General features: G+C 64.5%; 18 protein-coding genes. 12 read left to right on the plus strand and 6 right to left on the minus strand.

From position 1 onward, the window contains the following. Window positions 1-2: 2 nt before the first annotated feature. The 4 genes from RSO68_RS01645 to can form a co-directional block, all read right to left on the minus strand. A complete protein-coding gene (locus RSO68_RS01645) occupies window positions 3-959 on the minus strand; it encodes an ABC transporter permease (protein ID WP_089851168.1) in 957 nt (318 codons plus the stop codon). Next, window positions 956-2002, minus strand: a complete 1047-nt coding sequence (locus RSO68_RS01650) for an ABC transporter permease (protein ID WP_315585192.1) — start codon at window positions 2000-2002, stop codon at window positions 956-958. The genes RSO68_RS01645 and RSO68_RS01650 overlap by 4 nt, the downstream gene beginning before the upstream one ends. 107 nt (window positions 2003-2109) lie before the next feature. After that, window positions 2110-3684, minus strand: a complete 1575-nt coding sequence (locus RSO68_RS01655; RefSeq protein ID WP_089851172.1) for an ABC transporter substrate-binding protein — start codon at window positions 3682-3684, stop codon at window positions 2110-2112. A gap of 147 nt (window positions 3685-3831) precedes the next feature. Continuing rightward, window positions 3832-4485, minus strand: a complete 654-nt coding sequence (gene can / locus RSO68_RS01660) for a carbonate dehydratase (protein WP_315585193.1) — start codon at window positions 4483-4485, stop codon at window positions 3832-3834. 148 nt (window positions 4486-4633) lie between these two features. On the opposite strand from can, the gene gorA reads away from it, so the two are divergent. The 4 genes from gorA to RSO68_RS01680 all read left to right on the plus strand — a co-directional run bounded on the left by gorA (window position 4634) and on the right by RSO68_RS01680 (window position 8753). Next, on the plus strand, window positions 4634-5995 hold the full coding sequence (gene gorA, locus RSO68_RS01665) for a glutathione-disulfide reductase (RefSeq protein ID WP_315585194.1): 1362 nt from the start codon (window positions 4634-4636) through the stop codon (window positions 5993-5995). A 283-nt stretch (window positions 5996-6278) separates the two neighbouring features. Continuing rightward, window positions 6279-6857, plus strand: a complete 579-nt coding sequence (ectA, locus tag RSO68_RS01670) for a diaminobutyrate acetyltransferase (RefSeq protein ID WP_315585195.1) — start codon at window positions 6279-6281, stop codon at window positions 6855-6857. 118 nt (window positions 6858-6975) lie between these two features. Continuing rightward, window positions 6976-8241: a diaminobutyrate--2-oxoglutarate transaminase gene (gene ectB, locus RSO68_RS01675; RefSeq protein ID WP_089851180.1), complete on the plus strand. Its 1266-nt coding sequence runs from the start codon at window positions 6976-6978 to the stop codon at window positions 8239-8241. A gap of 98 nt (window positions 8242-8339) precedes the next feature. Further along, complete coding sequence (locus tag RSO68_RS01680) at window positions 8340-8753, plus strand: ectoine synthase (protein ID WP_089851181.1); 414 nt, start codon at window positions 8340-8342, stop codon at window positions 8751-8753. A 124-nt stretch (window positions 8754-8877) separates the two neighbouring features. Here the strand turns inward: RSO68_RS01680 and RSO68_RS01685 are convergent, their stop codons facing one another. Next, window positions 8878-9423, minus strand: coding sequence for a DUF3833 domain-containing protein (locus RSO68_RS01685; RefSeq protein ID WP_315585196.1), 546 nt, complete (start codon window positions 9421-9423; stop codon window positions 8878-8880). Between the two features lie 366 nt (window positions 9424-9789). Between RSO68_RS01685 and RSO68_RS01690 the strand changes: the two genes are divergently transcribed. The 8 genes from RSO68_RS01690 to yidD all read left to right on the plus strand — a co-directional run bounded on the left by RSO68_RS01690 (window position 9790) and on the right by yidD (window position 18801). After that, a complete protein-coding gene (locus tag RSO68_RS01690; protein WP_245781489.1) occupies window positions 9790-10857 on the plus strand; it encodes an efflux RND transporter periplasmic adaptor subunit in 1068 nt (355 codons plus the stop codon). Next, window positions 10857-13922: an efflux RND transporter permease subunit gene (locus RSO68_RS01695; protein WP_315585197.1), complete on the plus strand. Its 3066-nt coding sequence runs from the start codon at window positions 10857-10859 to the stop codon at window positions 13920-13922. The genes RSO68_RS01690 and RSO68_RS01695 overlap by 1 nt, the downstream gene beginning before the upstream one ends. Window positions 13923-14125: 203 nt before the next feature. Further along, window positions 14126-14920 (plus strand): ATP-dependent zinc protease family protein, encoded by a 795-nt coding sequence (locus tag RSO68_RS01700; RefSeq protein ID WP_315585198.1) that lies wholly within the window; start codon window positions 14126-14128, stop codon window positions 14918-14920. Window positions 14921-14973: 53 nt separating this feature from the next. Beyond that, entirely contained in the window at window positions 14974-16479 is a 1506-nt protein-coding gene (locus RSO68_RS01705; RefSeq protein WP_315585199.1) for an inactive transglutaminase family protein, read from the plus strand. A 3-nt stretch (window positions 16480-16482) separates the two neighbouring features. Further along, window positions 16483-17445: an alpha-L-glutamate ligase-like protein gene (locus RSO68_RS01710; protein WP_089848893.1), complete on the plus strand. Its 963-nt coding sequence runs from the start codon at window positions 16483-16485 to the stop codon at window positions 17443-17445. Between the two features lie 70 nt (window positions 17446-17515). Continuing rightward, window positions 17516-17986: a Fur family transcriptional regulator gene (locus tag RSO68_RS01715; protein WP_315585200.1), complete on the plus strand. Its 471-nt coding sequence runs from the start codon at window positions 17516-17518 to the stop codon at window positions 17984-17986. Then, the gene (hisI, locus tag RSO68_RS01720; protein ID WP_089848897.1) at window positions 17983-18423 is read left to right on the plus strand and encodes a phosphoribosyl-AMP cyclohydrolase; all 441 of its coding nucleotides are present in this window, start codon (window positions 17983-17985) and stop codon (window positions 18421-18423) included. The genes RSO68_RS01715 and hisI overlap by 4 nt, the downstream gene beginning before the upstream one ends. 33 nt (window positions 18424-18456) lie before the next feature. Continuing rightward, window positions 18457-18801 carry a membrane protein insertion efficiency factor YidD gene (gene yidD / locus RSO68_RS01725; protein WP_089848899.1) on the plus strand — a complete coding sequence of 115 codons (345 nt, stop codon included), beginning with the start codon at window positions 18457-18459 and terminating at the stop codon, window positions 18799-18801. On the opposite strand, the gene RSO68_RS01730 is transcribed toward yidD, so the two are convergent. Continuing rightward, window positions 18798-20351, minus strand: coding sequence for a Fic family protein (locus RSO68_RS01730; RefSeq protein ID WP_315585201.1), 1554 nt, complete (start codon window positions 20349-20351; stop codon window positions 18798-18800). The genes yidD and RSO68_RS01730 overlap by 4 nt on opposite strands. Window positions 20352-20430: the final 79 nt, after the last annotated feature.

Below are 20430 nucleotides of genomic sequence, written 5' to 3' on the forward strand. Positions count from 1 at the left end.
AATCAGCCCTTGTAGAGTCGCGGGTTGAGGACGTCGCGCAGCCAGTCGCCGAGCAGGTTGATCACCAGCACGAGGATGACCAGCATCGCCCCGGGGATCAGGGTGATCCACCAAGAGCCGGACTGGATGTAGTCGAAGCCCGACTTGATCAGCGAACCGAGCGACGGGTGCGTTTCCGGCATGCCGAGCCCCAGGAACGACAGCGCGGCCTCGGAGATGATGGCGTTGGCCACCTGCACCGTGGAGATGACGAAGATCGGCGACAGGGTGTTGGGCAGGATGTGGCGGAACATGATGCGCCGGCTCGTGAAGCCCATCACCCGGGCGGCGTCGACGTACTCCTTGCTGCGCTCGGCGAGCACCGAGGCGCGCACCGTGCGCGCGTACTGCGGCCACTCCGCCAGGCCAATGATCAGCACCAGCAGCGGCACCGCGAAGTCACTGTAGGTGGCGCCGCCGAAGACCGCCTTGACCAGGGCGCCGACCACGATGGCCACCATCAGGGTGGAGAACGACAGCTGGATGTCGGCCAGGCGCATCAGGAAGGCGTCGACGCGCCCGCCGAGGTAGCCGGCGAGCAGCCCGAAGCTGACGCCGAGCAGGGCCTGCAGGGCCACGGCGCCGAAGCCGATGATCAACGACACTCGGGCACCATAGAGGATGGTGGAAAGCAGGTCGCGGCCCTGGGCATCGGTGCCCATCAGGTAGGCCGGATCGCTGCCGTCGACCCAGAAAGGCGGCAGCTCCGAGGCCAGGATATCGATCTGCGCCAGGTCGTAGGGATCCATCGGCGCCAGCCACGGCGCCAGCACGGCGACCCCGACCAGCACGATGAATACCAGCAGGCTGAGCTGGGCGATCGGATCGCGCTTGAAGCTGTAGAGCAGGTAGGAGCCGCGGAAACGGGACCAGCGGCTCGCCACCGGGGCAACGTCCATGGAAGAGTTGGTGGTGGTCATGCGGGTTTCCCTGTCAGCTTGACGGTGGGATTGACCAGGCCGTAGATGAGGTCGACCAGGGTATTGGTGATCACGAAGATCAGCCCCACGATCATCAGGTAGGTCACGATCAGCGGCACGTCGGAACGCTGGATGGCGTTGAGGAACATCAGCCCCATGCCCGGCCACTGGAACACCGTCTCGGTGAGGATGGTGTAGGCCACCAGGGTGCCGATCTGCACGCCGCCCACGGTGATGACCGGCAGCATGGTGTTCTTCAGCGCATGGATGAAGTAGATACGGCGCAGCGAGATACCCTTGGCGCGGGCGAACTTCACGTATTCGGACTGCAGGACCTCGAGCATCTCGGCGCGGATCAGGCGAATGAACAGCGGCAGCATGATCGAGGCCAGCGAGACCGCCGGCAGCACCAGGTAGGTCAGCCCGTTCAGCGAGGCGAAGTTGCTGTCCCAGGTGCCGAAGACGTTGACGGGATCGCCGCGGCCGTAGGCCGGCATGCCGCCGTCGGTGGAGAGCAGATCATTGAGCCAGGCGCCCCAGCCGGTGTCGGCGGGGAAGGGCGTGACGCTCACCCCGATGGCAAATATCTGGATCAGCACGATGGCGGTGAGAAACACCGGTATCGAGATGCCGACGATCGACACGCCCATGAAGAAGCGCGTCAGCCAGGCGCGGGGGCGGATGGCGCTGTACACGCCGATCGGTACCGACAGCGCGATGATCAGGAAGGTACTGGCCGCCACCAGCTCGAGGGTCGCCGGCAGGTGGCGCATGATGACCTCGGTGGTCGGCTGGTTGAAGGTGTAGGAATAGCCGAAGTCGAACTGGACGGCGTTACCGGCGAAACGCAGGTACTGGACCAGGAAGGGGTCGTTGAGCCCCAGCTCCTCGCGCAGGGCCTCGCGCTCGCTCTCGGGCACCGACTGGCCGACCATCTGCTGGATGGGGTCGCCCAGGTTGTCCTGGATGGCGAAGGCGATGATGCTGATGACGAACATCACCAGCAGGGCATGGTAGAGGCGCTTGATCAGGAAAGCGATCATGGCTGGCGTCCCGTGTGCAACACGCGGCAACGCACTCGATCATCGAGCGCGTCACAGGGGTCATGGTTTCGAAGGGCCGGCCCGCGAGGGGCCGGCGCGCGGCGGACTTACTCGTCGGTGATGACCAGGTCCCCGAGGTAGGGGAAGTTCATCACGTTGAGCACCGGCTCGATGTTGACGTTGGAGGCCGAGGCCCAGGCCAGGTCCTGCCAGTGCAGCGGCACGAAGGCGGCATCGTCGTAGAGCGTCTGCTCGACCTGCTGGAGCATCTCGGCGCGCTTCTCGAGGTCGATCTCGAGATTGGCCTCGGCGACCAGCTTGTCGAGTTCCGGGTTGCAGTAGTTGCTGGCGTTGTACTGGCCGGCCCCGGTGTCGGCGTCCGGGCAGGCAGTCAGGTACTCGTGGAAGTTGGCCGAGTCCTCGGTATCGGCGTGCCAGCCGATCATCATCATGTCGGCGACGCGCTCGTCGAACTCGCCCCAGTACTGGGCCTTGGGCAGCGTCTTGAGATCCACGGTGACGTTGATGCGCGCCAGCATGGCGGCGACCGCCTGGGCGATCTTGGCGTCGTTCACGTAGCGGTTGTTGGGCGCCATCATGCTGATCTCGAAGCCGTCTTCAAAGCCGGCGTCGGCCATCAGCTGCTTGGCCTTCTCCAGGTCATAGCGCGGTTCGAGGCTCTCGACGTGGCCGGCATAGCCCTCCGGCGAGAACTGGGCGGCCGGGGTGGCAAAGCCCTTCATCAGGCGATCGGCGATGCCTTCCTGGTTGATGGCGTAGGCGAAGGCCTGGCGCACCTTCGGGTCCTGGAAGGCCTCGACGCGCTCCTGGTTCATGTGGAAGAGGATGATCCGGGTGCCCGACATGGTCACCAGCTGCACGTCCTCGTCCTCGCGGACCCGGTCCAGGTCATTGGGTGGCACCGGGGCGATGAAGTCGACGTCGCCGGAGAGCAGCGCGGCCACGCGAGTGGCGTTCTCGCTGATCGGGGTCATGACGATCTCGTCGACGTTGCCGGGCGATTCCTCGTCCCAGTAGTCATCGAAGCGCTCGAAGGTGATGCGCACGCCCTGCTGGCGTTCGGTGACCACGTAGGGGCCTGTGCCGGAGACGTGGGTCGAGGCGAAGGAGTTGCCGTTCTTGACGATCTCGTCCTTGGGGTCGCCATCCGCATCGGTGCCGCTGTAGAAGGCGCTGTCCATCGGGAAGACATAGGTCGCCAGGTTCAGCAGCAGCGGGTAGGGCTTGGTGGTGGTGATCTCCACGGTGGTGTCGTCGATGGCGGTGACGCTCTCGATGGGCTCGAAGATCGCCTTGAAGTCGGGGCTTCGCTTCAGGCGCTCGATGGTCCAGACCACGTCCTCGGCGCTGAAGGTGTTGCCGCTGTGGAATTCGACGTCATCGCGCAGCGTCATGCGCATGGTGGTGTCGTCGACCTGCTCCCAGCCGGTGGCCAGGCGCGGCTCGAAGGAGAGGTCCTTGTTCCAGCGCACCAGCGGATCGAAGGTCATGTGGGAGAGCTGGATGATGCCGCCGGAGAGCTGCTCGTGGATGTCCAGCGAGACCGGGTCGGCGTCGTAGGCCATGCGCAGGCTGGTCTCGGCGCTGGCCACGGAGGGCAGCACGGCGGTGGTCATGGCGGCGCCGATCACGCTCGCCAGCAGGGTCTTCTTGAGAGTCATGTGTCGTTCCATGCCGGGTGACTTGTTATTGGTGTAATGACCGCTAAGGTCCAGCCAACAACATAGAGAGCCCGGCGACCCCTGCCCAATCGAAATTTTGACAGGCGCCATGCGCCCGGCGAATGAGGCCGCCGGGCGAACGACGATTCAGTCCTCGCTCGACGGCGTCAAACGGCCGATACGGTAGAGGGTCGCGACCTGATCAAGCCCAGAGACGCTGCACTTCAGGTCGGTGACGCGCCCATCGCTCAGGCCGTAGACCCAGCCGTGGACGGCGAGCGCCTGGCCGCGCTGCCAGGCCCGCTGGATGATCTTGGTGCGGCACAGGTTGTTGACCTGGGCCTTGACGTTGAGCTCGCACATGCGATCGACCTGCTCGCCGAGCGGCAGCTGCTCCAGGTCGCCGCGGTGGCGGCTGTAGAGCTCGCGGACCGAGTGCAGCCAGTAGTCGACCATGCCGCACTCGTCGCCGGTCACCGCCGCCTTGATGCCGCCGCAGCCGTAGTGGCCGACGATCATGATGTGCTTCACCTTGAGCACGTCGACGGCGAACTGGACGACCGAGAGGGCGTTCATGTCGTTGTGGTGCAGCAGGTTGGCGACGTTGCGATGGACGAAGACCTCGCCGGGCGGCAGGTCAATGATCTGGTTGGCCGGCACCCGGGAGTCGGAGCAGCCGATCCACAGATAGTCGGGGTTCTGCTGCTGAGACAGCCGAGAGAAGAAGTCGGGATCCTGGCGACGGACGCTCTCGGCCCAATCGCGGTTGCGCTCGAGCAGCTCTTGCATTTCGGTTTTCATGGGTGGGCTTCTCTGAAGAACGGGCCATGGGACGGGACGCATTCTTGATTACCGGCATAGCCAGGGTCAATGCAGCGGGCCTCCCGGGCCATGGCCGTGGCTGGTATGATCGCGCCCGATCAGAACGACACACCATCAGGAGAACACTGTGTCCGAATACGACTACGATCTCTTCGTGATCGGCGCCGGTTCCGGCGGCGTGCGCGCCGCCCGCACCGCGGCGGCGACCGGCGCCCGGGTCGCCGTGGCCGAGGACCGCTATCTGGGTGGCACCTGCGTCAACGTCGGCTGCGTGCCCAAGAAGCTTTACTCCTATGCGGCCCACTTCCACGAGGCCTTCGAGGACGCCAGCGGCTTCGGCTGGCAACTGGCCGAGGCGCCGCGCTTCGACTGGTCGACGCTGCGCGACAACAAGATCGGCGAGATCAAGCGGCTCAACGGCATCTACGGGCGGCTGCTGGACGCCGCCGACGTACGCCTGATCAACGAGCGCGCCCGGGTGGTGGATGCCCATCACGTGGAGGTCGGCGGCGAGACCGTCAGCGCCGAGAAGATCCTGGTGGCCGTCGGCGGATGGCCCTGGACACCGGACTTCCCCGGCAAGGAGTTTGCGGTCAACTCCAACCAGGTGTTCGATCTCGAGACCTTCCCCGAGCGCTTCCTGGTGCTCGGCGGCGGCTATATCGCGGTGGAGTTCGCCAGCATCTTCAACGGGCTCGGCAGCGAGGCCCACCTGGTCTATCGCGGCGAGCTCTTCCTGCGCGGCTTCGACCAGCAGGTGCGCGAGTTCACCCGGGACGAGATGGCCAAGAAGGGCGTCAACCTGCACTTCGAGGCCAACATCGAGGCGATCGAGAAGGTCGAGGGCGGCCTCGCGGTCACCCTGACCAGCGGTGAGCAGCTCGAGGTGGACGCGGTGCTGGCGGCGACCGGTCGTCGCCCCCACGTCGAGGGACTCGGGCTCGAGGCGCTGGACGTGACCCGCACCGAGAGCGGCCATCTCGCCGTCAACGAGCGCTTCGAGACCTCGGTGCCATCGATCCTGGCGCTCGGCGACGTGACCGGCGGCCCTGAGCTCACGCCGGTGGCGCTCGCCGAGGCCATGCAGCTGGTCCGCCACCATTTCGAGCCGGGCGAGCCGGCCCCGCTGGACTATCGCCACATTCCCACGGCGGTATTCTGCCATCCCAACATCGGCACCGTGGGACTCTCCGAGGAGCAGGCACGCGAGGCCTGTGGCGAGATCCGGGTCTACGCGGCGGACTTCCGCCCCATGAAGCACACCCTCTCCGGCAGCAGCGAGCGCTGCCTGATGAAGCTGATCGTCGACGACGAAAGCGACGTGGTGGTCGGTGCCCACATGGTGGGCGAGGAAGCCGGGGAGGTGATCCAGGGGATCGCCGTGGCCGTCCGCGCAGGACTCACCAAGGCGGATTTCGATGCCACCGTGGGCATCCATCCCACCGGCGCCGAGGAGTTCGTCACCATGCGCACGCCGACCCGCCGCTGAGCGCGATCGACGCCGGTGTGTGACCACGGGCCACCCTCAGGGGTGGCCCGTTTGCGTTAGTGATCCTCAAGGTTTCGGCGTCCTCGTCCTGGGCTATTCTGAAGATACCGTCTGACGCCACTGTGGAAGAGGTAAGACGGGCTTCGATGCCGACATGGCGGGCATTGGCTCACTCTTCATAATGATATTTTATGACTAGGCGGCGCCTGGATAACCATGGTTTTGAATTGCTGATAAGGCGCTGTTATAATCCCGCTCAAATTCGCTACAGCGAACCACCGACATGACCGCAACCAACGAACCCTTCACACCCTCCGCCGAACTGGCAAGGCCCACCGTGGCCGACGCCGTGGTCGGCCACGACGCCTCGCCGCTGTTCATCCGCAAGCCCAATCCCGACGATGGCTGGGGCATCTACGAACTGGTCAAGTCCTGCCCTCCGCTGGACGTCAATTCCGCTTATGCCTACCTGCTGCTGGCGACCCAATTCCGCGACAGCTGCGCTCTGGCCACCAACCAGGAAGGGGAGGTGGTCGGCTTCGTCTCCGGCTACGTTAAGAGCAATGCGCCCGACACCTACTTCCTCTGGCAGGTGGCGGTAGGCGAGAAGGCGCGCGGTACCGGCCTGGCACGTCGCCTGGTGGAAGCCGTGATGTCTCGCACGGAGATGGCCGAGGTTCATCACCTCGAGACCACCATTACTCCCGACAACCAGGCCTCCTGGGGCCTGTTCCGTCGGCTTGCCGATCGCTGGCAGGCACCGCTCAATAGCCGCGAGTACTTCTCCACCGATCAGCTCGGCGGCGAGCACGACCCGGAAAACCTCGTGCGCATCGGACCCTTCCAGACCGATCGTATCTGACCAACGCCTTTTCGTGGGACCGGCTGCCCGACGGGCGGCCCAGGCCCCTGCGTCTCTACCGGCCGCTTCCACGGCCAGACCCTTTCTTCAACTTCCCAAGACCCACAGGAGGTCGCACATGCAGACCCAGATTCTCGAACGCATGGAGTCCGACGTTCGGACCTATTCTCGCTCCTTTCCGGTGGTCTTCACCAAGGCCCAGAATGCGCGCCTGACCGATGAAGACGGCCGCGAGTACATCGACTTCCTGGCCGGCGCCGGCACGCTGAACTACGGCCACAACAACCCGCACATCAAGCAGGCGCTGCTCGAGTACCTGGCCGAGGACAACATCATCCACGGCCTGGACTTCTGGACCGCCGCCAAACGCGACTATCTCGAGACTCTCGAGGAGGTCGTTCTCAAGCCGCGCGGGCTCGACTACAAGGTCCAGTTCCCCGGACCGACCGGCACCAATGCCGTCGAGGCGGCCATCCGCCTGGCCCGCAACGCCAAGGGTCGCCATAACGTCGTGACCTTCACCAACGGCTTCCACGGCGTGACCATGGGGGCGCTCGCCACCACCGGTAACCGCAAGTTCCGCGAAGCCACCGGCGGCGTGCCGACGGTCGGCGGCAGCTTCCTGCCGTTCGACGGCTACATGGGCGAGAGCACCGACACCCTGGACTACTTCGAGAAACTGCTCGGCGACAAGTCCGGCGGACTCGACGTGCCGGCCGCGGTGATCATCGAGACCGTGCAGGGCGAGGGCGGTATCAACGTCGCCGGCCTCGACTGGCTCAAGCGTCTCGAGCAGATCTGCCGCGACCATGACATCCTGCTGATCGCCGACGACATCCAGGCGGGCTGCGGTCGCACCGGCAAGTTCTTCAGCTTCGAGCACGCCGGCATCACCCCGGATATCGTCACCAACTCCAAGTCGCTCTCCGGCCTCGGCCTGCCGTTCGCCCAGGTGCTGATGCGCCCGGAGCTCGACGTCTGGAAGCCGGGGCAGTACAACGGCACCTTCCGCGGCTTCGCCCTGGCCTTCACCACCGCCGCCGCAGCGCTGCGTGAATACTGGGCCGACGACGCCTTCGAGAAGGAAGTGGCGCGCAAGGGTGAGGTGGTCGCCAAGCGCTTCCAGCGGATCGCCGGCATGCTCAATGAGCTGGGCTTCGAGGCCACCGAGCGCGGCCGCGGGCTGATGCGCGGCATCGACGTGGGCAGCGGCGACGTCGCCGACAAGATCACCCACAAGGCCTTCGAGAACGGCCTGGTCATCGAGACCAGCGGCCAGGACGGCGAGGTGGTCAAGTGCCTCTGCCCACTGACCATCACCGACGAAGAACTGACTCGCGGCCTGGATATCCTCGAGGCCAGCGCACGCGAAGCGCTGAGCTGATACGCTGAAAGGGTCGCCCGAAAACGAGGAAGGGCGGCCCGGTCCTCGACCGGCCGAGGGCTCGGCCGGTTCGCCATCGACATTACTGGAGAGTATTCATGATCGTTCGCAATCTCGAGGAAGCGCGCAAGTCAGACCGCCTGGTCGCCGCCGAGAACGGCAACTGGGACAGCACCCGCCTGTCGCTGGCCGACGACGGTGGCAACTGTTCCTTCCACATCACCCGGATCTATGAGGGCACCGAGACTCATATCCATTACAAGCATCACTTCGAAGCGGTGTTCTGCATGGAGGGCGAAGGCGAGGTGGAGACCCTGGCCGACGGCAAGATCTGGCCGATCAAGCCGGGCGACATCTATATCCTCGATCAGCACGACGAACACCTGCTGCGGGCCAGCAAGACCATGCATCTGGCCTGCGTCTTCACTCCGGGCCTCACTGGCAAGGAGATCCATCGCGAGGATGGCTCCTACGCGCCGGCCAACGAGCCGGACGACAAGACCCCGCTCTGATGATCTGAGCGCAGTTCGTCGCGTTCCTGTCGCGACACATGGGTCTGATTTTTGGCCCCGAACCATGATGGTTCGGGGCCAGGTCGTTCATGGAGTGCGCCACTCGGCATGGCCTGGTGGCACCTCAGGGCGCCGAGCGATCGAAGACGATGGTGATCTCGGCCAGCGTCACGCCGAACTTGCTCATCGCCGTGCGGTTGATCAGCCGCCCGTCGGGCTGCAGGTACATCCAGTCATCCAGGGTAAAGGTGAGCTCGCGCCCCGAGACCTCGACCGGCAGGCGATAGCGCATGTTGAAGGCGTGACCGGCCTGGCGAGCCTCCACGGGGCCCTCGACGTCGTTGGCGCTGCCGAGCCAGGTGGCATCATCCTGGCGCTCGAAGGTCCAGACCCGGCGATCCGTCTCGCCATTCTGGTAGGTGAAGCGCTCGTCGAGGGTCAGGGTGTCGCCCTCGAGGCTACCGTCGATCATTACGGTAAAACGGCGCTGCACCTCGCCGCTGTAGTCCTGAACCATACCCCAGGCGCGCGTCTGACCGTCGAAATACTCGCCGATGTCCAGCCGCGGCGTGGTGCCGGCGTACCGCTCGACGTCGACGCTGCCGCAGCCGGCGAGCAGCAGTGGCAGGAAGAGCAGTGGGAGCAGTCGATAGCGCAATATCTTGTACATGATCTATCCGGTATTGGTTTAAGGTATAACATAGGCTAGCGGATCGCCGACGGCGTTGCCATTCGATGGCCGGCAAGGCGATGCGGGAAGTCCTGGCTCATAGTGAGTATTATCCAAACATCCTGTAAGCCGCATAATGTATATTATGTTAAATCATGGATATGTCCGGCGAACGCGGCTCCGGCATTGGCCTGCGAAAGCCTGGCGGTTTGTGCGTCGTGCTTACACCCTTTCCCCGTTGTGTTCTTATATGACCTTCTCCTACGCCGCCTCGGTGAGTCCTGAGCGCGTGGATCGTATCGACGCTTCGCGAGACCATCTATGAAAACCACCGTACGCCTCGTCATCGTCATCGCCGTGTTGGCGGTGGCCCTGGGCAGCATCTTCGGCTGGAAGTACGTGAAGATGCAGGAAACGAATGAACAGAACGCCCGCGCCCAGCCGCCGACACCCGTCGAGGTCGTCACCATCACGTCACAGTCATGGCGCTCGGGGGTGAGTTCCGTTGGATCACTGCGCGCCATCAATGGCGTGAAGGTCGCTAATGAAGTGGCCGGTGTCGTCAGTCATCTAGCCTTCGAGTCCGGTCAGCGCGTCAGCCAGGGGGATATCCTGATTCGCCTCGAGGATAGCGTCGATCGGGCCGCGCTCGTTGCCCTGGAGGCCCAGGCCCAGCTCGCCAATGAAACCTTCAAGCGTTACTCGAATCTGCTGCCACGCAACGCGGTCTCCCAGTCAGAGTTCGATGAGGCCCGCGCCAACTTCCAGGCCGCTCGCGCCAAGGCCGAACAGCAGCGGGCCCAGTTGAGCAAGAAGACGATTCGCGCTCCCTTTGACGGCGTGGTGGGGCTTCGCGAGGTGGATCTGGGCGAATACCTGGCCGAGGGCACGCCGATCGTCGACCTGAACATGCTCGATCCTATCCACGTCGACTACAGCGTGCCCGAGCGGGCACTGAATCGGGTGGCCGCCGGGCGCGGAATCTCGCTGTCGGTGGCCGCGTATCCCGAGCGTACCTTCCGTGGCGAGATCCTGGCGATCGCGCCCTCGATCAATGAATCGACACGCACGCTCAATGTCCGCGCACGTCTCGACAATGCCGATAACGTCCTGCGTCCCGGCATGTTTGCCGAGGTCGACACCCTTTCGCCCGAGACCCGCGAGGTCTTCACCCTCCCCCGCACGGCGCTCTCGTTCAATACCTATGGCGACTTCGTGTTTCGTGTCACCGAGAACGACGAAGGCCAATTGATCGCCTCTCGCCAGCAGGTCACCTCAGGCAGCACGCGCGGCGATGTCGTCGAGATCGTCGAGGGGCTGAGCGCAGGCGATCGCGTGGTGGCTACTGGGCTGCTGCGCTTGCGCGACGGCCAGCCCGTGGCGGTGTCGGGCCGTGACCAGGCGACTGACGCGGACAGGGAGATAGACGGCTGATGGCTTTCACCGACATCTTCATCCGCCGTCCGGTGCTCGCCACCGTGGTCAGCCTGCTGATTCTTCTCGCGGGCCTCAGGGCCGCCATGGACATGGAGGTTCGCCAATATCCGGCGCTCGAAAGCACCGTTATCACGGTGACGACGTCCTATCCCGGGGCCAGCTCCGAGCTGGTGCAGGGCTTCGTCACCACACCCCTGCAGCAGGCCATCGCCGAAGCCAATGGCATCGACTTCATCGAATCGAGCAGTATCCAGGGGGCCTCGACCATCGAGGTCAACATGGAGCTGAACTATGACGCCAACGCGGCGCTGGCCGAGGTGCAGGCCAAGGTGGCCAGTCAGCGCAGCGTGCTGCCAGCGGCGGCCGAGAGTCCAGTCATCGAGTCGTCGACCGGCGACAGCACGGCGCTGATGTACCTGGCGTTCTACTCGCAGCGCATGGCGGTGCCGCGCATCACCGACTACCTAACGCGCGTCGTGCAGCCCAAGCTGCAGGCACTGCCCGGCGTGGCCAAGGCGCGCAGCTTCGGCCAGAGCATGGCCATGCGCATCTGGCTCGACCCGCAGCGCATGGCGGCGTTGAACGTCGACCCCGAACAGATCCTCGAGGTGCTGCGCAGCAATAACTATCAGGCGGGCGTCGGCAAGACCCGCAGCGAGTTCGTGGCCATCAACCTGACCACCGATACCGATATCACGGATCCCGCCAAGTTCGAGGAACTGGTGGTGCGCAACGACGGTGGTGATCTGGTGCGGCTGAGAGACGTGGCACGCGCCGAGCTGGGCGCGGAAAACTATGACAGCACGGCCTGGTACAGCGGCACTCCCGCCACCTTCATGGCCATCGAGCAGGCGCCCGGCGCCAACCCGCTGGACGTCGCCAGGGCCGTGCGCGACGCCATGCCGGAGATCCGACGCCAGCTACCGACCGGCCTCGAGGCGGTACTGCCCTATGACGCCTCGGAGTTCATCGAGGACTCCATCAACGAGGTGATCAAGACGCTGCTCGAGGCGGTCATCATCGTGCTGGTGGTGATCTTCCTGTCGCTCGGATCCTTCCGTGCGGCCCTGGTCCCGGCCGTGGCGGTGCCGCTGTCGCTGATCGGGGCCGCCTTCGTGATGCTGATGCTGGGCTTCTCACTCAATCTGCTCACCCTGTTGTCGATGGTACTGGCCATCGGCCTGGTGGTGGACGATGCCATCATCGTGGTCGAGAACGTGCACCGGCATATCGAAGCCGGTGAATCGCGATTCGATGCGGCCATCAATGGCGCTCGCGAAATGGCAGTGCCGATCATTGCCATGACCACGACGCTGGTCGCCGTCTATGCGCCCATCGGCTTCATGGGAGGGCTGGTCGGCTCACTGTTCACCGAGTTTGCCTTCACCCTGGCCGGCGCAGTGGTGGTCTCGGGTATCGTCGCCCTGACGCTCTCCCCCATGCTGTCCGGCAAGGTGCTGAAACCTCACGGGGCGTCGTCTCGCTTCGAGCGCGGGGTCGAGGCCAGCTTCAACGGCCTCTCCAATGGCTATCGCGGGATGCTCTCCCGCACCCTCGAAACCGTCTCCGTGCCGGTGGTGTTTGCCACGGTGGTCCTGGCCTCGATCTATTTCATGTTCATCACCAGCCAGAACGAGCTGGCCCCCACGGAAGATCAGGGCATCATCTTCTTTCAAGGCACCGCGCCGAAGACCGGAACGCTGGAGTATCTGGAGCGCTACGCCGCGGATATCCAGGCCGGCATGGAGGAGATCGATGGCTACAAGGAATCCTTCATGATCCTCGGCGGCACCAGCGCCGACACCGTATTCGGAGGCTTCAAGATGGCTCCCTGGAGCGAACGAGAGGTCTCCCAGATGGAGGTGATGCCGACGCTTCAGGAGGCGCTTTCCCGAGTCACCGGCCTGCAGACTGCCGCCTTCCCTCGCCCTTCCCTGCCCGGCTCCAGCGGCGGCTTGCCGATTCAGTTCGTGCTGACCAGCGGCAACAGCTATGCAGAGCTCAACGCCGTCGCCGATGAGCTGCTCGGCCAGGCCATGGGCAGCGGCAACTTCGCCTTCCTGCGCAAGTCGATCGATTTCGATCGTCCGACCACTCGCATCCTCGTCGACCGCAACCGAGTGGCGGACCTTGGCCTGACCATGGCCGATGTCGGCCAGGCGCTGTCGACGCTGCTCGGCGAGGGCTTCACCAACCGCTTCAGCATGGACGGACGAAGCTACAAGGTCATCGCGCAGGTCGAGCAGGCATTCCGGCTGGACGCCTCGATGATCGACGATTACTACATCGAGGCAGACGCCGGTCAACAGGTGCCGCTTGGCAATCTGGTTCGCTTCGAAGACAGCGTGGAGCCTTCGGCGCGCAGCCAGTTCCAGCAGTTGAACTCGCTGATTCTCGAAGGGGTACCGCGACCCGGCGTGGCGCTGGGCGATGCACTGGACTGGCTCAACCAGGCCGCCGCCGAGACCCTGCCACCGGCCTATTCGGTCGACTACAAGGGCCAGTCTCGACAGCTGATGACCCAGGGCAGCGCGCTGGTGCTGACCTTCTTCCTCTCGCTGATCGTCATCTATCTGGTACTGGCGGCTCAGTTCGAAAGCTGGCGCGATCCGCTGATCATCCTGGTCTCGGTACCGATGTCGATCGCCGGCGCCATGACGTTCATTACCCTCGGTGTCTCGAGCCTGAACATCTATACTCAAGTCGGCCTGATCACCCTGATCGGCGTGGTGGCCAAGAACGGCATCCTGATCGTTGAGTTTGCCAATCACCTGCAGCACGAGAAGGGACTCAATAAGCGCGAGGCGGTCATCGAGGCCTCGGCCATCCGGCTGCGGCCGATCCTGATGACGTCGGTGGCGCTGATCGTGGCCATGGTGCCGCTGCTGGTGGCTACCGGTGCCGGTGCGGTAAGTCGTTTCGATATCGGCCTGACCATCGCCTCGGGGTTGGGCATCGGTACCCTGTTCACCCTCTTCGTGCTGCCGGCGTTCTACCTCTTGCTGGCACGAGACCACAACGCGACCAAGGACGCAGGCGCGGCGCAAGGCGAGCCCTCCTGATCATGGCGGCGCCGGATCCGCCCGGGGTCTGCGTGGACAGGCTCGACCCCACTCCTTATCATCGCGGTTTGCTTCGCCGGGCGCGAAGCACAGAACCTGATGATTCCGGCGGTGGCTCGGGTCGGATACCAACGGCCGCTGAAAGGTGTGAACGATAAATGGGTAATCGCTATTCATGCGCAGTGGCAGTGCTTGGACTCTCGTTGCTGACGGGATGCGCCTGGCTGCCTCAGGCAGACGAGGACGTCGACGCCAAGCCTGCCACCCGGGCGCAGCTCGAGGAGCGTTTCATGCAGCTGGAAACCACCGTGATGAGTCAGTGCGGTGGCCAGCAGGAGCAGTTTGCACAGCAGCAGCAGCGTCTCGATCGGGTCACTGCCGACCTCGGAGAGATTGGCAGCCTGCTGCGAGGACTGCAGTCCGGTCTGGCGCAGGCCAATAGCGAACCGGAGCAGGTGACACGCGAGTGCACCAACGATGCGAGCGTCTCCAACAAGTCGCTGCTGGGGCGCTCAGAATGGATCGGCCTGCCAAGCGTAGGCACCTACCTGAAGGCGCGGATCGACTCGGGTGCCACTACCTCGTCGCTCTCGGCCACCGAGATCACGCGCTTCGAACGCGACGGCGAGGACTGGGTGCGTTTCAAGCTGGGGCTCAACGATGACGACAGCGTCGTCGACGGCGTCCGCGGCGAGTGGATCGAAGCGCCGGTGGATCGACGCGTGCGCATCATCCAGGCCTCCGGTGAGGATTCTCGACCGGTGATCAGCCTGATGATGACCCTCGGCCCCTTGCGCGAGACGGTGCAGTTCACCCTAAATGACCGCACGCACCTCGATCACCCGGTCCTGCTCGGGCGTCGTTTCCTGCTGGATATCGCCATCATCGACGTGGCCGAGCAGTACCTCCACGAGCGCCCCGAATTTCCGGGTGGGCGTCCGGCAGCGGACGCCGGCGCCGATGAAGCCACCGATGCCGATGCACAACCCGAGGGCTGACGCCCGCGTCCGGGCCTGACCCGGACCGCCCGTCCATCCCCCAAGGAAGACCCATGTCACGACTGCCCTTCTATCTGATCGTCACCCTCCTGCTGGTGGCCGGCGCCGCCATGAGCATCCATCGTCACGTGCAGTTCGAAGTGCCCTGGACGCCGGGCGAACTGCGCCAGGTCTGGGAGATCGAGGCCCAGGTGAACTTCACCGCCGACGGTGGACCGGCCAAGGTCAACATGGCACTGCCCTCGAGCCAGCAGGGGTATCGCATCCTTACCGAGCATACCGCCTCGCCCGGTTACGGCCTGGCCTTTCTCGAGGAGCAAGGCGGTCGTCGCGCCGAATGGTCGACCCGCGAGGCCGTCGGCGAGCAGCAGCTCTACTATAGCGTCCAGGCGCTGGTGGCACCGGAAGCCCGTGACGCGAACATCGAGCCCCCTGCCCTGCGTCGCGACATCCTCTGGGAGTCGCCCTACGATACCGCAGCCAGCCAGGTGATCGACCGCGCCTGGTCGCGCAGCGCCGATCACTTCACTTTCGCCCGTGAGCTGATCCGCGACTTCAGCGACGAGCGCCAGGGCGAGAATGCGCGGCTGCTGCTGACCCAGTTCGACCGCACGCCGCTGCTGGTGCGCCTGCTCAATCAGGCGGGGGTGCCGGCCCGCGAGGTCAGCGGGCTGATGCTGGATCATGGCCGCCGCCGCCAGAGCCTGACGACCTGGATCCAGGTCTTCGAGGATCAGCAGGGTGGGCTCTTCGATCCGCGCACCGGCGAGCGAGGACGACCGGACAACATGCTGCTCTGGGAGTCCGCCGGTCAGGCGGTGCTCGAGGTCCAGGGCGGCAGCAACTCGCGCATCAACTTCTCGATGCTCTCGCGCAACCAGCCGGCCGCCGCCGCCGTGCGCAACCAGCTGGCCGACGACACCCTGCTCAACTTCTCGATCCACAGCCTGCCCCTCGAGGATCAGGCACTGTTCCAGACCATCCTGCTGATTCCCATCGGCGCGCTGGTGGTGGTGCTGCTGCGTGTCCTGGTGGGCATCAAGACCTCGGGCACCTTCATGCCGGTGCTGATTGCGCTGGCCTTCATCCAGACCACCCTGATCACCGGCCTGGTCGGTTTCTTGATGGTGGTCGCCGTGGGACTGGTGATCCGCAACTATCTCTCCTATCTGAATCTATTATTGGTGGCGCGAGTCACGGCGGTGATCATCACGGTCATCGCCATCATCTCGGTGTTCTCGGTGCTCTCCTATCGATTCGGGCTCAACGCCGGCCTGACCATCACCTTCTTCCCGATGATCATCCTCTCCTGGACCATCGAGCGGATGTCGATCCTGTGGGAGGAGGAAGGCCCCAAGCAGGTGCTGATCCAGGGTGGCGGCAGCCTCATGACGGCGGTGCTCGCCTATCTGGCCATGAACAACCCCTGGATCCGCCACATCACCTTCAACTTCCTCGGCGTGCAGCTGATGCTGATGGGGCTGATTCTGCTGCTCGGTAACTACACGGGCTATCGCCTGCTCGAGCTGCGCCGCTTCCAGCCGGTCACGGAGGACTGAGTCATGTGGACGACCCCCGCGCGCCTGCGTGCCAAGGACATCATCGGCATGAACCGGCGCAACATCCGCTACATCGGACGCTACAACAGCCGCCGGCTCTATCCGCTGGTGGATGACAAGCTCCAGACCAAGCTGCTCGCCCAGGAGTACGGCATCACCACGCCGGCCCTGATCGGCACCGTCACCACGCAGTTCGGCATCAAGCACATCCGCGAGATGCTCATCGGCCACCCGGGCTTCGTGATCAAGCCCGCCAAGGGCAGTGGTGGCAAGGGCATCCTGGTCATCGAGCGGGTCGAGGGCGATCACTACGTCAAGCCGAGCGGCACCCGGCTGAGCCTCGGCGACGTGGAGCGTCACGTCTCCAACATCCTCTCGGGGCTCTATTCGCTGGGCGGCTCACCCGACGTGGCGCTGGTCGAGGCGCTGATCAACTTCGACGACTCCTTCGCCGAGTACACCTACGAGGGCGTGCCCGACATCCGGGTGATCGTCTTCAAGGGCTATCCGGTGATGGCGATGATGCGCCTCTCCACGGCGGCATCAGACGGCAAGGCCAACCTGCACCAGGGCGCCGTGGGGGTCGGCATCGATATCGCCAGCGGCATGGCGATCCGCGGCGTGCAGTTCGACCGCACGCGACACGACCATCCCGATACCGGCCATGAGCTCGCCAGCCTGCACATTCCCGGCTGGGAGACCCTGCTGCTGCTCGCCGCCGGCTGCTACGAGATGACGGGCCTTGGCTATCTCGGCACCGACATGGTGCTCGATCGCGATCATGGCCCCATGCTGCTCGAGCTCAACGCCCGCCCGGGCCTGGCGATCCAGATGGCCAACGGCGTGGGGCTGCGCTCGCGGCTCGACCTGATCGAACGCCAGCCGGACGGCGTATCCGCCGAGGAGCGGATCGCCTTCTCGCAGCACCACTTCGCCCGCTCGAGCGAGCTGCGCGAGACGGCCTGAGGCGCCGGCTGGCTCCTCACCTAGGGGCCGCGTAGAATATGTGCTTCCTCCAGCCACCGCTTCGGGTGCCATGACCGACCCCCGCGACATGATCCGCCAGGCCGAGCAGCAGTGCCAGCAGCGCGGCGCGCGCTTCACGCCGATTCGCCGCCGCGTGCTGGAGCTGATCGCCACCACCCGCGGCGGCCTGAAGGCCTACGAGCTGCTCGACCGCCTGGCGGCCGAGCACGCTGCGGCGCGTCCGCCCACCGTCTACCGGGCCCTCGAGTTTCTCATCGAGCACGGGTTAGTGCATCGCATCGAGTCGCTCAACGCCTACGTGGCCTGCCCCTGCCCGGAGCACGCCCACGGCTTCCAGCTTTTGATCTGCCGCCACTGTGGCCGCGTCGAGGAGCTGCACCTGGACGAAATCAACGATCACCTGATGCGACGCGCCCAGGAGCTGGGCTTCGAGGTCCAGCGCCAGACCATCGAGCTGCTCGGCCAGTGCGACGCCTGCCGTCAGGCACACTCTCCTGCTCTATCCGCGGAGTCTCCATGAGCACATCCTTCAAGGCCCTCGAACGGGCCCCCCGCGACAGCCGCCGGCCCCTGGCCGAGATCCTCGCCGCCGTGGGCTTCAATGCCGACGGCCTGATCCCCGCCATCGCCCAGCAGCACGACAGTGGCGAGGTGCTGATGATGGCGTGGATGAATTGCGAGGCCCTGGAGGAGACCCTGCGCACCGGCCGCGTCTGCTACTGGTCGCGCTCCCGCGGCAAGCTGTGGCGCAAGGGCGAGAGCTCCGGCCAGCAGCAGCGCCTCAGGGCCGCCGCGCTGGACTGCGATGGCGACACCCTGCTGCTGCAGGTGGAACAGACCGGGCCGGCGTGCCACAGCGGGCGGCGCAGCTGTTTCTATGTGGCGCTGGAGGGTGACGAGGCGCGTATCAGCAGCGATCCGCTGATCGACCCCGATACGCTCTATGGCAAGGGTTGAGATGAGAAGGACCGAGATGGAAAGGCCTGAGTCATGAGGCGCGGGCTGGCCCTGCTGTCACGCGCCTTGGGCGGGCTGATGATCGCCCTGGTGCGGCTCTATCAGGTCACGCTGAGCCCGCTGCTGGGGCCGCGCTGTCGCTACTGGCCGAGCTGTTCGGCCTATACGGCGGAGGCCCTGCGGGTACATGGCCCGCTGCGCGGCGGCTGGCTGGGCATCAAGCGCATCGCGCGCTGCCATCCCGGCGCCGACGGCGGCATCGATCCGGTACCCGGCGGCCCGAGCGAGCAACTGTGCCGCGAGGACCCCGAGCTCGACGAACATTTTCGCTGCCGACAGCACGGCGCAAGCGATGCCGCCAAAGAAAATAACGCCTAGAAATGGACGTCCAGATCACGAAAACCAGTGACCACTTCCTGCTCCAGGCGTGATGCCAGGTCCGCATCCTGCAACACTGGAAATTCCCTGATCAGCTTGCCGCTGATTCTGCCGTTCTGGCGAATCGCACGAATGATGCGATCGATGTGGTCATCGGGCCCTTCCAGCCAATCCTTGATCGCCGATCGCGTCTGATACCAGGCCCGTTGCAGCGTGGCCTGCTCATGCATCTCATGTTCCAGCGTATGACGAAGAATGCCCATTAGATATTCGACCTGGGGTGTCAGGTCGGGATAACGCCAGGTTGGCCCCGCCAGATCATAGGCCGAAAACTCGAAGTCAGACTCGATTCCATCGTCGTATCGTGAGCGCTCCCTAGAGAAGGTAACCGAATCTCGGTAGGCCTCCATCAAGGGGCGCGAGTAGCGCTCAAGCACCCGGTCGTATTCGGCACGCCGAATCGCCGAGGAAGTGATGGCCGCGGAGACGGGTAGAATGAAGGGCTCGGGCACGACCCCATCGCGCCGCAGTACGTCATTGACCAGAAACCGCGACACTCGGCCATTGCCATCGGCCAGAGGATGGAGAAAGACGAAGCCGAAGCTCGCCACGGCCGCGCGCAAGATGGAAGGAACATTCTCTGTGGTCAACAGGAACTGACGCAGCCCACCGAGCATGCCGGGCAGCCAATCCCAGTGTGGGCAGACATAGTGCACCACGGCACCGTGCTGGAGAGACCGGCTACCGACGAAGACCGGAGATTGACGCAGTCCCGGCTCGATCGTCGACACGCCCAGGATGGCCCGCTGGAGATCACTCAGCGCATGCTGATCGAGCGGGTCCGACAGGCGACCACAGTAGGCTTCCATGGCTTCCGCAAAGCGCTGGATGCGGTCTCGCCGATCACCCTCATGCTCGATGACGAAACTGGCACGGCTTTCCTTGATGGTCAGCCAGACGGCACTTCTGCGCAGGATGTCGGCGCCGAACTCCCCCTCCATGGCATCCAGCCGGGCACCAACGTCGTAACCCGAGGCTTCATCGACCAAGGGCGTCTTGCGCACCATCGGGCAGTAGTCGGGAGTTCCGGGAAGGTTATCGTTGATCCTCCAGCGACGATTCCGCTTCGGCGAGCTTCGGACGAGGTGATATCGAGCATCGAGCAGGTCGCGATAGTTGCCCCCCACTTCGTCGATATCCAGTTGACGCCCCGTCAGCCATTCATAGAGAAAGCCCGCCCGACGGGCATATTGCCCGGTAGATTCACTAAGCACCCAATCTGCCAGCAACTGCTCGGGAATGACCTCGAAAAGTCGAGCCAGAAACTCCAGGTGCACTTCTTCGTGCTTCAGGGCGAAGGTCAAATGAGCACTCAGGGTATCGGCCGGGCGCATGGCCTCGAGATACGTCTCCTGGCGGCCACCATCGACTTCATGCGTATGCCGCGTCCTCCCGATACGGCTCGTGACTGGGAACGGCTGAGTCGCCTCGACGTCGTAGCGGCGGGCAAGCCAGCCATAGCCGATTTCATTCTGCTCTTGGGCTGCCAAAATGATTATCCCGCTGCGAAAATGATTATAAAATCGACACGGCCGATAATAATGATTATGGCAGACCCGAGGATCAGAG

The sequence above is a fragment of the Halomonas saccharevitans genome (assembly GCF_032333995.1).
GTDB lineage: Bacteria > Pseudomonadota > Gammaproteobacteria > Pseudomonadales > Halomonadaceae > Halomonas > Halomonas saccharevitans.